Source organism: Streptococcus oralis SK304, assembly GCF_000287715.1.
GTDB lineage: Bacteria > Bacillota > Bacilli > Lactobacillales > Streptococcaceae > Streptococcus > Streptococcus oralis_Y.
Genome location: NZ_ALJN01000024.1, coordinates 13,539 through 27,242 on the forward strand (window position 1 = coordinate 13,539; position 13,704 = coordinate 27,242).

Here is a 13,704-nt window from a genome sequence, read left to right on the forward strand (position 1 = left end):
TAAAATTATTGAACGTTTGCTTTTTTAATCAAGTCAAACAAATCTTTTTTCGTGTCGTTTGGTACTTTACGTACATCAAATTCAACACCGAGGTCACGCATTTTTTCAAATGTTGCAACATCATCTTTGTCCATAGACAAGACGTTATTGATCATTGTTTTACCTGTTGAGTGGGCCATAGAACCAACGTTAAGGGTCTTGATTGGCACGCCACCTTCGATGGCACGAAGGGCATCTTGAGGTGTTTCAAACAAGATAAGAGCATGTGTGTTACCAAAACGAGGATCTTTTGCAACCTCAATCAATTTTTTGATTGGTACAACGTTGGCTTTTACTCCGTTAGGAGCTGCTTGCTTGATCAATTCTTTACGCAATTCGTCGTTTGCAACGTTATCTGAAGCAACGATGATACGGTCTGCTTTTGAATCTGGTGTCCAAGCAGTTGCGACTTGTCCGTGAAGAAGACGTGTGTCAAGACGGGCAAGATTGATTTTCAATTTACCGTCTCCGATAACAGTTCCTTCTGGAATAGCAGCTTGGGCAACTGGAGCAGCCGCAGCACTAGCCCCTTCCTCAACTGGGTTAAGCTCTTCTGGAAGAGCCTTGATGCCATCTTTGGCTTCTTTAATGATATTCGCAGCGACTTTATCCACACCTGCAGTAGCATCCATAAGGCGCTCAGTGTAGGCTTGGATCAACATCGGCAAGTTAAGCCCTGTGATGATGGCAAACTTACGCTCAGGATTTTCTCCCATCACGCGGCTAGCTTGGTTGAATGGAGATCCACTCCAAAGGTCAGCCAATACTAGAACCTCATCTTCTGCGTCAAATGCAGCCACAGCGTTGTTGAATTTAGCGTAAAGATCATCTGGACCTTCATTTGGCATAAAGGTTACAACTTGAACCTTTTCTTGTTCACCAAAGATCATAGATCCTGACTGATGAATACCCGCAGCAAATTCGCCGTGGCTCGCAATAATGATTCCGATACTCATTATTGTCATTCCTCCTTTTAAAATGTTTGACTTATAGGTTTCCTAAAAAACCTCAGACGTACCTAGTATAAATCGTTTTCATATAAAAATCAACTACTTTTTCGAAAATTGTAAAAGTTTTCAATGAAAATAGGCTTACAAAATGTTAATATATAAATAATTTTAAAAAATATATGAAAATAGCAATAGAAAATTTAATATAAAAATACTGAAAATGAGTGACTTTTATGAAAACAGAATGAAAACAAAAGGAAAGATTGCAGGATAGCAATCCTCCCTTTTATAGGAATAAAGTTTGTAAAGCGTGGGCTACCCCGTCTTCTTCGTTGGTCAGAGGAAGTTGCTCGTCTGCATATGGAAGGAGAGCAGGATTGGCGTTTTTCATAGCATATCCCTTGCCTGCAAATGCCAACATTTCCGTATCATTATGCTCATCACCAAAGGCGATTAAGTCTTTTTTATCACGATTCATCACATTGAGCAAGTACTCTAGAGCAAAGGCTTTGTTTACCCCCTTGGGTGTACATTCGAGGATGTTGAGAGGGCCACCCCAGGTATTGATAGCTAGTTGATGCTGATAAAAACGATTCATCTCGTCCGCTAGAGCGTATTTGTCCTCAACCCTTGTTTGCAAGAGAATGCAGTTAGGATTCTTGGTTACTCGTTCGGGTTTGAATTGATTTTTCGGTTGGAAGTTCTCTACGCCAAATAGTTTAGGGTCCGCAATTTCTTCATTCGGAGCTGTAATGTAAAATTTCTTACGGTATTCTCCTGCAATAAAGTCGGCCTGAATATCCTCTTTACGTTTGACCATATCTAGGAGATATTTTTTGTCCAAGGTTAAGCATCTTTCGTGCTCCCAAGCCTGTCCTGGTAGATGGGTGAGGGAACCATTAAAGTTAATCATAGGAGTATGTAGCTCTAGTTCGCGGTAGAAGTCTTTTGCCATGCGATACGGGCGCCCCGTCGTGATGATGACATGGTGTCCTTTTTCTGAAATTTTTTTGATTGTCTCTTTGGTAAAATCGGAGAGCTTGCTTTCACCATTAAGCAAGGTTCCGTCCAAATCGACTGCGATAATTTTTTTAGTCATATAAACCTTCCTAGTCGTTTCCAGATAAGATGTCTACTATTATATCAAAAAGAAAGAAGAAAAGCAGACAAGAACAAAAAACTCAGTTGCTTTGATTTATTAAATAAATCAAACAAACATATTGAAAAGGTGAATGATAAATGATATAATACTAATATTGTTCGTAAAAAATAAAAGGAGATTAAAGATGGACAAACTATTTAAACTAAAAGAGAACGGGACGGACGTTCGTACGGAGGTTCTCGCTGGTTTAACAACTTTCTTTGCAATGAGTTACATTCTCTTTGTAAACCCACAAATGCTTGCGCAGACAGGGATGCCTGCTCAAGGTGTCTTCCTAGCAACGATTATTGGTGCAGTAGCTGGTACCCTGATGATGGCCTTCTATGCGAACCTGCCATACGCTCAAGCACCAGGTATGGGACTCAATGCCTTCTTTACCTTTACAGTCGTATTTGGGCTTGGTTATTCATGGCAAGAGGCCTTGGCTATGGTCTTTATCTGTGGGATTATTTCGCTAATCATTACCTTAACAAATGTTCGTAAAATGATTATTGAATCCATTCCCAATGCGCTTCGTTCGGCTATTTCAGCAGGTATCGGTGTCTTCCTTGCCTATGTAGGGATTAAGAATGCTGGTCTTTTGAAATTCTCTATTGATCCAGGAAGTTATACAGTTGCTGGTGAGGGTGCTGATAAGGCCCAAGCAGCCATTACAGCAAACTCTTCAGCAGTTCCAGGTCTGGTTAGCTTTAATAATCCGGCTGTTTTAGTAGCTATTGCAGGTTTGGCTATTACGATTTTCTTTGTTATTAAGGGCATCAAGGGAGGAATCATTCTTTCTATCTTAACAACGACAGTTCTTGCTATCGCTGTTGGTTTGGTTGATGTATCAAGCATTGATTTTTCTAATAACCATGTAGGTGCAGCCTTTGAAGATTTGAAGACAATCTTTGGTGCAGCACTTGGCTCACAAGGATTGGGTGCTTTAATCTCAGACACTGCTCGTCTACCGGAAACACTTATGGCTATTCTGGCCTTCTCGTTGACAGATATTTTTGACACAATTGGTACCTTGATTGGTACAGGTGAAAAAGTCGGTATCGTAGCGACAAATGGTGAAAATCACCAATCAGATAAGTTGGATAAGGCTCTTTACTCTGATTTGATTGGTACTTCAATTGGTGCCATCGCAGGTACTTCAAACGTGACAACCTATGTTGAGTCTGCAGCGGGTATCGGTGCGGGTGGACGTACTGGTTTGACAGCCTTGGTGGTTGCGGTTTGTTTTGCAATTTCAAGTTTCTTTAGTCCACTTTTGGCAATTGTTCCATCAGCTGCGACGGCTCCAATTTTGATTATCGTTGGGATTATGATGCTCGGTAGCTTGAAAAACATCCATTGGGATGATATGGCTGAAGCTGTCCCTGCCTTCTTTACGTCTATCTTCATGGGATTCAGCTACTCTATCACACAAGGGATTGCAGTTGGTTTCTTGACTTATACGTTAACAAAAGTTGTCAAAGGTCAAGCCAAGGATGTGCACGCGATGATTTGGATTTTGGATGCCTTGTTTATCCTTAACTATATCAGTATGGCGCTTTAAATGATATAATAGTAAGAGGGGGGTTCCCCCTTTTACTATAAGGAGGTATATCATGAAAGAAAAGACGATCTGGCGAGAGGTTTGGGACAGAGGGAAGTGGATCCTCATCCTTTTAGCAGCTTTTGTCCTATCACAATTTCCTTTAGGGTTATCCGCTTGGTTGACTTCTAGACAATTTCCGCTTTTGCAATCAGGACTCTTAGTTGGTGCCTTGTCTATTGTCGTTTTGGTGGTATTTATCATTGGTGCGCGGAAAACAAAGCTTGCTACCTTTAATCTATCCTTTTTTAAAGCTAAGGACCTAGCTCGCTTGGTATTGAGTTATCTAGTAATCTTTGCTACTAATTTGTTGGGCTCAGCTTTGCTTCGCATGATGAATGAAACAACAACCAGTAACCAATCAATACTGAATGGTTTGGTTCAGAATAGTTCCTTGATTTCTACCTTCTTCTTGATTGTATTGGTTGCTCCGATTTGTGAGGAAATTTTGTGTCGTGGGATTATTCCCCAAAAGATCTTCCGTGGAAAAGAAAAACTTGGCTTTGTTGTTGGTGCAATCGTCTTTGCCTTGCTCCATATGCCAACCAATCTACCTTCTGTGATTATTTATGGAGGAATGTCAACGGTTTTGACTTGGACAGCCTATAAGACTGAGCGTTTGGAGATGTCCATTTTGCTTCATATGATTCTCAATGGTATTGCATTTTGTTTGTTGGCCTTATTGGTATTGATTAGTAGAAATCTAGGTCTATCATTCTAAGCCATTGACCTACTTGGAAAAGATGAATACTAGCGTGTCCATCTTTTTCTTTTTATGGTAAAATAGAGAGATAATATGGTAAAGAACATTAAGGAAGTGACCGTTATGTCCAATAAAGTCAACCACGTAAAAACAGCCATTTGCGGCATTATCAATGTAACCCCAGATTCTTTTTCAGATGGTGGTCAATTTTTTGCTGTTGACCAGGCGCTCCAGCAAGCTCGTAAATTGATAGCTGAAGGAGCGAGCATGCTAGATATCGGTGGGGAATCGACTCGCCCGGGCAGCAGCTATGTAGAGATAGAAGAGGAAATCCAGCGTGTTGTTCCAGTTATCAAAGCTATCCGTGAGGAAAGTGATGTCCTCATTTCCGTCGATACATGGAAAAGTCGGGTGGCAGAGGCTGCTTTGGCTGCTGGCGCCAATCTGGTCAATGATATCACTGGTCTTATGGGAGATGAGAAAATGGCGGATGTGGTTGCTAAGGCTGGAGCGAAAGTGGTTACCATGTTTAATCCAGTTATGGCTCGACCTCAGCATCCTAGCTCGCTCATCTTTCCTCATTTTGGTTTTGGACAAGCTTTTACAGAGGAAGAGTTAGCTGACTTTGAAAAAATGCCAATCGAAGACTTGATGGAGGCTTTCTTTGAACGAGCACTAGTGAGAGCGAATCAAGCCGGGATAGCAAGAGAAAATATCCTGCTGGATCCAGGGATTGGCTTTGGTTTGACCAAGAAGGAAAATCTGCTCCTTCTACGGGATCTGGATAAACTACACCAGCAAGGCTATCCGATTTTTCTTGGAGTTTCGCGTAAGCGATTTGTTATCAATATCCTGGAAGAAAATGGTTTTGAAGTTAATCCTGAAACGGAAGTCGGTTTCCGCAATCGGGACACAGCTTCGGCTCATGTAACTAGTATCGCTGCGAGACAGGGTGTCGAAGTAGTGCGCGTGCACGATGTAGCCAGTCACAAGATGGCGGTTGAAATTGCGTCAGCTATTCGATTGGCAGAAGATGCGGAAAATCTAGATTTAAAACAATATAAGTAAGATGAACGAAATTCAAAACAATCAATGGATTGCCCACTACCGGACGGACCAACCGCATTTCGGTTTGGAACGAATGGTGGAACTCCTAGCTTTACGAGGCAATCCCCATCTCAAACTTAAGGTCATCCATATCGGAGGGACCAATGGCAAGGGGTCTACAATTGCTTTTTTGAAAAAGATGCTGGAAAAGCTAGGTCTAAGAGTTGGTGTGTTCAGCTCGCCCTATCTCATTCATTATACAGACCAGATTAGCATCAATGGGGAATCCATCCCAGAAGCGAGGCTGGAGGCCCTCATGGCAGTTTATCGCTCTTTGCTTGAGGGGGAGAGGAGCGTTGCATTACAAGGAACAACCGAGTTTGAGATTATCACAGCCCTTGCCTATGATTACTTTGCCTCAGAACAAGTAGATGTAGCCATCATGGAAGTCGGTATGGGTGGTCTTTTGGATAGTACCAATGTCTGTCAACCAATTTTGACAGGAATTACAACCATTGGACTGGACCATGTAGCCCTACTTGGTGACACCTTGGAAGCCATAGCAGAGCAGAAGGCAGGTATTATCAAACAAGGTATTCCCTTGGTAACAGGTCATATTGTTCCAGAAGCCTTGACTGTGATCAACCATATTGCAGAAGATAAAAATGCGCCGAGACTTGCCTATGGGAGTGATTATCAAGTCAGTCATCAAGAAAGTGTGGTGACAGGAGAGATCTTTGACTATACAAGTGCTGTCAGACAAGGTCGCTTCCAGACAGGTCTGATTGGTTTGCATCAGATAGAGAATGCGGGGATGGCGCTTGCCCTCCTAGACACTTATTGCAAGGAGACTGGGCGGGAGTTAGCAAGTAATGACTTGGTTGCTCAAGCTTTGAAAGAAACCAGATGGCCAGGGCGTTTGGAAGTCGTGTCTAGTGACCCCTTGCTGCTCTTGGATGGGGCCCACAATCCTCATGCGATAAAGGCTTTGTTGGCAACCTTGCGAGAACGGTTTGCGGATTATCATAAGGAAATCCTCTTTACCTGCATCAAAACCAAGGCTTTGGAGGATATGCTGGATTTGCTAGAAACGGTGCCAGATAGTCAATTGACTTTAACCCATTTTGACGATAGTCGGGCGACTAATGAAAGCGTGTTGAAAGAGACAGCCAAGTCTAGAAATCTCAATTACCAAGGTTGGCAGGATTTTCTAGAGCAGAAATTGACAGATAAAAAAGAGGAGAAACAAACAGTTAGGATTGTCACAGGTTCCTTGTATTTCTTGAGCCAAGTGAGAGCCTATCTGATGGAGAGGAAGAACGAGAATGGATACACAAAAGATTGAAACGGCTGTAAAAATGATTATCGAGGCTGTTGGTGAGGACGCTAACCGCGAGGGCTTACAGGAGACACCTGCTCGTGTAGCCCGTATGTACCAAGAGATTTTTTCAGGTCTTGGCCAGACTGCGGAGGAACATTTGTCAAAATCCTTTGAGATTATCGACGATAATATGGTGGTGGAAAAGGATATCTTTTTCCACACCATGTGTGAACACCACTTCTTGCCCTTCTATGGGAGAGCGCATATTGCCTATATTCCAGATGGCCGTGTGGCAGGTTTGTCCAAGCTAGCTCGTACGGTTGAAGTCTACTCTAAGAAACCACAGATTCAAGAACGGTTGAATATTGAAGTGGCTGATGCCTTGATGGACTATCTAGGGGCTAAGGGAGCCTTTGTTGTTATTGAGGCGGAACATATGTGTATGAGCATGCGTGGTGTCAGAAAACCAGGCACTGCAACCTTAACTACTGTAGCCCGTGGCCTATTTGAGACGGATAAGGACCTCCGAGACCAGGCTTATCGTTTAATGGGACTATAATACTCTTCTAAAATCAAATTCAAACCACGTCAGCTTCCATCTGCAACCTCAAAACAGTGTTTTGAGCAGCCTGCGGCTAGCTTCCTAGTTTGCACTTTGATTTTCATTGAGTATAAAAAGAATCCGCTTTAAGCGGATTTTTCTAGAAAGGACTAGTTATGGATCAGCTAAAGATTAAAGATTTGGAAATATTTGCTTATCATGGACTCTTTCCAAGTGAGAAGGAATTGGGGCAAAAGTTTGTTATTTCCGCACGCTTATCCTATGATATGACCAAGGCAGCGACTGAGTTAGATTTGTCTTCTTCTGTCCACTATGGAGAACTTTGCCAACAGTGGAAGACTTGGTTTCAGGAAAGCACTGAGGATTTGATTGAAACGGTAGCCTACAAACTAGTAGAGCGTACCTTTGAGACCTATCCTCTTGTCCAAGAGATTGAGTTGGAACTAAAAAAACCTTGGGCGCCAGTTCATTTACCGTTGGATACCTGCTCGGTGACCATTCACCGTCGTAAGCAACGGGCCTTTATCGCTCTAGGAAGTAATATGGGAGACAAGAAAGCGAACTTGGAACAAGCTATTGATAAACTGCGGACTCGAGGTATCCATATTCTCAAAGAGTCCAGTGTATTAGCGACGGAGCCTTGGGGTGGTGTGGAACAAGATAGCTTTGCCAATCAGGTGATTGAAGTAGAAACCTGGCTTCCAGCATCAGTCTTATTAGAGACCTTGTTAGCCATTGAGTCAGAAATGGGACGGGTTCGAGAGGTGCATTGGGGGCCACGTTTGATTGATTTGGACCTGCTTTTTGTAGAAGACCAAGTCATCTATACAGACGACCTCATCTTACCTCATCCTTATATAGCAGAACGCCTCTTTGTCCTTGAACCGTTAGTGGAAATAGCTCCCCATTTTATCCATCCAATCTTAAAACAACCAATTCGATACTTGGTTGACCAGTTGGAGCAAGGAAATGCCTAAGCTTTCTGAGACCTATAGCAAGTGGAAGAGTATCGGGGAGGGACTACTTGCTATTGTTTTAGGGCTTCTCTTGATTCGTTTTGGACAAGTTATTCCGCGAATGGGGTATCAGTTGCTGATGGGCTACTTTTCCTTGTCAGCAGTTTGGCACTTGTTGACTCGCTGGTTTCAAGATAAAAAACGTCGGGAAAACATCTTTGTAACCTTGGCTAAGCTAGTGGTTGCGGCTCTGGTGTTTGACTCTATCATCTTGCAAGACCTTGCCCTCTATCTCCTGGTTTTTATCATTGCGAGCTACCAGCTGTTTACGGGCGCCATTAGTCTTGTGACCTGGTCCCTCTATCGAAAAAATGCCATTCATCCTCGGCTCCATCATCTCTTTGATGCTGTATGGATGATAGGATTCGGTCTTTATAGCATCTCTCCTTTTCACGATGCAGCGAATTTTGAATTGCTCTTGCTTGGGTTTTACTTGCTCATGCTAGGAGCCAGTAGCCTTCGGGATGGTTTCTTTTTTGAAAAGATAGAAAACAATCCCAAGCTGAAACGACGAATGCGAATGACCTTGCCGATCTTTGTGACGGCTCTGATTCCTATCAGCACCTTGCGAAAACTAAATGAGTGGCTGGCAAATCATGAAAGTCAAGAAGGGGAAGTTCATTCAGAAAGAAAAAACGACCAGACGGTTGATCTGGAGATTTTTGTCCATACCTCAGAAACCTCTTTCTTCCTCGCTATGGGACATGTGGATATTTGTTATCAAGGGGAGGTTATTTCCTATGGTTCCTATGATCCCCACTCGGAGCGTTTATTCGGCATGGTCGGAGACGGTGTTTTGTTTAAGGCCAATCGGGAAAAATACATCGAACTCTGCAAGAGGGAGAGTCAGAAGACCTTGTTTGCTTATGGTCTGAGTTTGACGGACCAACAGAAAGCAGCCATCCAAGCTCGTTTGGCAGAGATAGAAGACCTGTTAATTCCTTGGGAACCAAGCTCGCAGTTGATGAAAAGAAGAGAGGGAGAGGTCAAGCATACCTACTCCTACCAACTAAAAGAGGAAGCAGATGCGACACTCTATAAATTCAGCTCATCTGAGTTTAAAACCTACTTTGTTCTCAGTACCAATTGTGTCTTGCTAGCAGACTCTATCGTGGGAAAAGCTGGGACTGATATATTGAGTCCCCAAGGTTTCATCGTACCAGGGACTTATCAGGATTATCTTGACTTAGAGTATACAAAACCAAACGGTCTAGTTGTCAGTCGCTCCATTTATTAGAAAAAGAAAACTCTAGTTCCTCAGCAGTTTGCGCCGAGAAGCTAGAGTTTTTAAAATAGGTCATTTTCTTCTGGAAGGAGGATGGTTTCTCTGCCGTCCATGTCTAAAACAAGGACCCTAGGAGGGTAAAGAGGATCGAAAGGATGATTGAAATCAAAATCGATCCTAGTCGGAAGGTGCTGGCTAGAAAAATGGAAGGTGATGGTCCCCTTATTGTTAAGCAGTTGAAACTCAAGTTCTTCTTCTAATTCAAAGACATTTTTCAGGAAATGATCAATAATATACCATAAAGAGTCAATGACATCGTCAGGCAGGCTGGTAACGACACCAAAACTAGCGGAACGTCTCTGTGTATTTGTAAAAGCCATAAGAGTCCCCTCCCCCTTTTATTTTTCCTTATCATACAGCAAAATGTCTTAAAAATCAAGAAATCGTAATTGCTTTTTCAAAATGGGAATAAACTGTGAAATTTTTTCAAAGTTTCTCTAAAAAATACTTGAAAGTGTTTACAATAAGTGATAAAATGGAGTAAGTAGATGCGTGAAAGCGAAATTTTCATTATAGAAAAGAAACGGAATGAACACAGATGATACAGTAACGATTTATGATGTTGCCCGTGAAGCAGGAGTTTCAATGGCAACAGTTAGCCGTGTCGTTAATGGCAACAAGAATGTTAAAGAGAACACTCGAAAAAAAGTCCTAGAAGTGATTGATCGCTTGGACTATCGTCCAAATGCGGTAGCCCGTGGTTTAGCTAGCAAGAAAACAACGACAGTCGGAGTTGTGATTCCTAACATTACCAATGGTTATTTCTCAACGCTTGCTAAGGGGATTGATGACATTGCTGAAATGTACAAGTATAACATTGTCCTAGCAAATAGTGATGAGGATGATGAAAAGGAAGTTTCAGTGGTTAACACTCTCTTTTCAAAACAAGTCGATGGTATTATCTTTATGGGCTATCACTTGACTGAAAAGATTCGTTCAGAGTTTTCTCGTTCACGGACACCGGTTGTTCTTGCTGGTACTGTGGATGTAGAACACCAACTTCCAAGTGTGAATATCGACTACAAACAAGCAACGATTGATGCTGTGGGCTACCTTCTCAAAGAAAACGAGAAAATTGCTTTTGTAAGTGGACCACTTGTCGATGATATCAATGGCAAGGTTCGTTTGATTGGTTACAAGGAAGCGTTGAAAAAAGCTGGACATTCTTATAGCGAGGGATTGGTCTTTGAATCAAAATACAGCTATGACGATGGTTATGCCTTGGCAGAACGCTTGATTTCATCACAAGCTACAGCCGCAGTTGTAACAGGCGATGAATTGGCAGCAGGTGTCCTAAATGGTTTGGCTGACCACGGTGTATCAGTGCCGGAAGAGTTTGAAATCATTACTAGTGATGATTCACAAATCTCACGCTTTACCCGTCCAAACTTGACGACTATTGCCCAACCTCTTTATGACTTAGGTGCTATCAGCATGCGTATGTTGACTAAGATTATGCATAAGGAAGAGTTGGAAGAACGTGAAGTTCTCTTGCCTCACGGTTTGACAGAACGTCGCTCTACACGAAAACGTAAATAGAAAAAATCAGGAAATCTTCACGATTTCCTGATTTTGTGTTCTAGAGAAGAGGATTAGCCTTCCATATAGTCTTTTAAGGCTTGTCCTTTTAGTCCAGCGTTAAGGGCAATTAATAATTTGAGGCGAGCTTTTTGAGCGTTGAGTTCTTTGACAAAGAAAATACCAGCTCGTTGCAACTGCACCCCTCCGCCTTGGTAGGCATAGACAGGTTCAGCAATACCATTAAAACAACGTGAGACCAAGGCGACTGGGATTCCTTTTTGGAGGAGATTTTCCAACTTTCGAGCTGTTTCTTTGGGAACATTGCCTGCTCCAAAAGCCTGAATGACTAAGCCATCCAGCTGTTCCAAGTCTAACATATCGATCAGCTCGTCTGTCATACCGGCATAGGCTGAGATGATGGGAATCAGACCTTGAATACGCTCGAGATCAAACCGGACACGAGGTTCAGCCGTTTTGAAGTAGAGGATTTCTTGCTTCATGATGAGGCCAAGTGGTCCATGTGTTGGGGTTTGAAAGGTGCTGACGTTGGTTGTATGTGTTTTGGTAACATACTTGGCTGCGTGGATCTCATCGTTCATGACGACCAGCACACCCTTTTCGGCTGCTTTATCATCGCTGGCAACTCGTAAAGCGCTCAGATAGTTGTATACACCGTCACTACCAAGTTCGTTGGAACTACGCATAGCTCCTGTTAGAACGATGGGCTTGTGTGGGATTTTCATGGTATCAAGGAAATAGGCTGTTTCTTCCAAGGTATCCGTCCCATGTGTGATCACAACTCCATCGTAGTTATCAGCTTCCTCTTTGATTTTATGATAGAGTGCAAGCATATGCTTGGGTTTGATATGGGGACTTGGTAGATTAAAAAAGTCTAGGGCATGAACCTCAATCCCTTCAAGTGGATTGGAAACATGGTTCATGGGATTGTCCTGACTAGTTACAACGGCACCAGTGGCGTCTGCTTGCATGGAAATAGTCCCACCTGTATGTAAAACAAGGATTTTCTTAGGCATGATTTAGTCACTCTTTCTGAAATGTGGTATAATCATTGTAACACAAAAGGGGAGAATGGGATAGGATGGAAGTCAAGGCTGTTTTTTTTGATATCGATGGAACGCTAGTCAACGATCGCAAGAGTGTTTTGAAATCCACTAAGGACGCGATTAAGATTGTCAAAGAGCAAGGGGTACTTGTTGGAGTAGCGACAGGACGAGGACCGTTTTTTGTCAAGGAATTGATGGAAGACTTGGACCTAGACTTTGCGGTGACCTACAATGGCCAATACATTTTTAATAAAGAAAAGGTACTCTTTGCAAGTCCGATTGCTAAGTCAAGCCTGCGTCAACTGATTGCTTATGCTAAAAAGGAGCGTAAAGAAATCGCTCTTGGAACCGAGCATGCCGTTGTTGGTTCGAAGATTATGTCATTTGGTCTCGGATCCTTTTCCCAACTGGTTAGTCGTTTTATCCCGACAGTGCTGACAAGAACCGTCAGCCGTTCTTTTAATCGAATGGTCAGCAAGGCAGTTCCTCAAAAAGAAGACGACTTGCTTAACTTGATTAATCAACCCATTTATCAAGTTTTGATGCTGATGACGCCAGAAGAATCTGAGAAGGCAGCAGCTGATTTTCAAGACTTGAAATTGACTCGAAGCAATCCTTTTGCCGCAGATATCATTAACCAAGGAAATTCCAAACTAGAAGGCATTTGTCGGGTCGGGAAAGAATATGGCTTTGCTCTCAACCAAGTCATGGCCTTCGGTGATTCAGATAATGACCTGGAAATGTTAGCAGGTGTCGGTATGTCAGTCGCTATGGGAAATGGCAGTAGCAGTGCCAAAGAGGTTGCTAAGCATATTACGGCAAGTAATCAACAAGATGGCATCCACAAGGCGCTTGAGCACTTTGGTGTTTTGGCTTCAGAAAAAGTGTTTGTCAGTCGGGACTACCACTTTAATAAAGTAAAGACCTTCCACCACATGATGGATGAACGAACTCAAGAAGAGCCACAAGCATGGGATGTTGAAGGTGCAACCCACCGCGCAGACTTTAAAATTGAAGAATTAGTAGAGTTTGTTCGCGCGGCAAGTTCTTCGGAGGAAGAATTCCAAGAGTCCCTTGCAAGCATGCATGAAGCACTTGATAAGGCAGCAGAGAAAGTGGCGAAAAAGACACCTGCTAAGCAAAACTTGGTCGGTCAAGTGGATGCTTTGATCGACACACTGTATTTCACATACGGTAGTTTTGTTTTGATGGGAGTGGATCCAGAACGCATTTTTGATATTGTCCATGAAGCAAATATGGGGAAGGTTTTCCCTGATGGAAAAGCTCATTTTGACCCAGTTACACACAAGATTTTAAAACCAGATGACTGGGAAGAAGAATATGCTCCAGAACCTGCCATTAAACAGGAGCTACAACGTCAGCTTAAGGCTTATGAGCGACATAAAGAAAGAAATAGAAATAATAAGTAACAAAAAGGAGCTCTAGGCTCCT

13 protein-coding genes are annotated in these 13,704 nt (G+C 42.6%); 9 read left to right on the forward strand and 4 right to left on the reverse strand.

All coding sequences use genetic code 11. The features are described from left to right. Positions 1-5 precede the first annotated feature (5 nt). Together HMPREF1125_RS12055 and HMPREF1125_RS12060 are read right to left on the reverse strand one after the other, a co-directional pair. Positions 6-995 carry a PTS sugar transporter subunit IIB gene (locus HMPREF1125_RS12055; protein ID WP_000021989.1) on the reverse strand — a complete coding sequence of 330 codons (990 nt, stop codon included), beginning with the start codon at positions 993-995 and terminating at the stop codon, positions 6-8. 280 nt (positions 996-1,275) lie between these two features. Further along, positions 1,276-2,088, reverse strand: a complete 813-nt coding sequence (locus HMPREF1125_RS12060; protein ID WP_000162331.1) for a Cof-type HAD-IIB family hydrolase — start codon at positions 2,086-2,088, stop codon at positions 1,276-1,278. Between the two features lie 187 nt (positions 2,089-2,275). Here HMPREF1125_RS12060 and HMPREF1125_RS12065 point away from each other — a divergent pair, with 187 nt between their 5' ends. From HMPREF1125_RS12065 to HMPREF1125_RS12095, 7 genes are all read left to right on the forward strand, one after another. Further along, a complete protein-coding gene (locus HMPREF1125_RS12065) occupies positions 2,276-3,694 on the forward strand; it encodes an NCS2 family permease (protein WP_000359305.1) in 1,419 nt (472 codons plus the stop codon). A 52-nt stretch (positions 3,695-3,746) separates the two neighbouring features. Continuing rightward, positions 3,747-4,454, forward strand: a complete 708-nt coding sequence (locus HMPREF1125_RS12070) for a CPBP family intramembrane glutamic endopeptidase (protein ID WP_000660809.1) — start codon at positions 3,747-3,749, stop codon at positions 4,452-4,454. A 75-nt stretch (positions 4,455-4,529) separates the two neighbouring features. Further along, the gene (gene folP / locus HMPREF1125_RS12075; RefSeq protein WP_002883437.1) at positions 4,530-5,504 is read left to right on the forward strand and encodes a dihydropteroate synthase; all 975 of its coding nucleotides are present in this window, start codon (positions 4,530-4,532) and stop codon (positions 5,502-5,504) included. Position 5,505: 1 nt separating this feature from the next. Next, on the forward strand, positions 5,506-6,828 hold the full coding sequence (locus HMPREF1125_RS12080) for a bifunctional folylpolyglutamate synthase/dihydrofolate synthase (RefSeq protein WP_001002854.1): 1,323 nt from the start codon (positions 5,506-5,508) through the stop codon (positions 6,826-6,828). Then, positions 6,809-7,363, forward strand: a complete 555-nt coding sequence (gene folE, locus HMPREF1125_RS12085) for a GTP cyclohydrolase I FolE (RefSeq protein WP_000380931.1) — start codon at positions 6,809-6,811, stop codon at positions 7,361-7,363. Before HMPREF1125_RS12080 ends, folE begins: the two co-directional genes overlap by 20 nt. Before the next feature lie 158 nt (positions 7,364-7,521). Continuing rightward, entirely contained in the window at positions 7,522-8,343 is an 822-nt protein-coding gene (folK, locus tag HMPREF1125_RS12090) for a 2-amino-4-hydroxy-6-hydroxymethyldihydropteridine diphosphokinase (protein WP_000372476.1), read from the forward strand. Beyond that, positions 8,336-9,619, forward strand: a complete 1,284-nt coding sequence (locus HMPREF1125_RS12095) for a hypothetical protein (protein WP_001125357.1) — start codon at positions 8,336-8,338, stop codon at positions 9,617-9,619. The genes folK and HMPREF1125_RS12095 overlap by 8 nt, the downstream gene beginning before the upstream one ends. Positions 9,620-9,669: 50 nt before the next feature. Here the strand turns inward: HMPREF1125_RS12095 and HMPREF1125_RS12100 are convergent, their stop codons facing one another. Then, a complete protein-coding gene (locus HMPREF1125_RS12100; protein ID WP_000886043.1) occupies positions 9,670-9,987 on the reverse strand; it encodes a DUF960 domain-containing protein in 318 nt (105 codons plus the stop codon). A gap of 208 nt (positions 9,988-10,195) precedes the next feature. Between HMPREF1125_RS12100 and ccpA the strand changes: the two genes are divergently transcribed. Continuing rightward, positions 10,196-11,206: a catabolite control protein A gene (gene ccpA / locus HMPREF1125_RS12105; RefSeq protein ID WP_001090633.1), complete on the forward strand. Its 1,011-nt coding sequence runs from the start codon at positions 10,196-10,198 to the stop codon at positions 11,204-11,206. Between the two features lie 53 nt (positions 11,207-11,259). On the opposite strand, the gene HMPREF1125_RS12110 is transcribed toward ccpA, so the two are convergent. Beyond that, positions 11,260-12,222, reverse strand: a complete 963-nt coding sequence (locus HMPREF1125_RS12110) for an asparaginase (RefSeq protein WP_001124797.1) — start codon at positions 12,220-12,222, stop codon at positions 11,260-11,262. Positions 12,223-12,287: 65 nt separating this feature from the next. On the opposite strand from HMPREF1125_RS12110, the gene HMPREF1125_RS12115 reads away from it, so the two are divergent. Continuing rightward, a complete protein-coding gene (locus HMPREF1125_RS12115; protein ID WP_000453117.1) occupies positions 12,288-13,682 on the forward strand; it encodes a Cof-type HAD-IIB family hydrolase in 1,395 nt (464 codons plus the stop codon). Positions 13,683-13,704 lie beyond the last annotated feature (22 nt).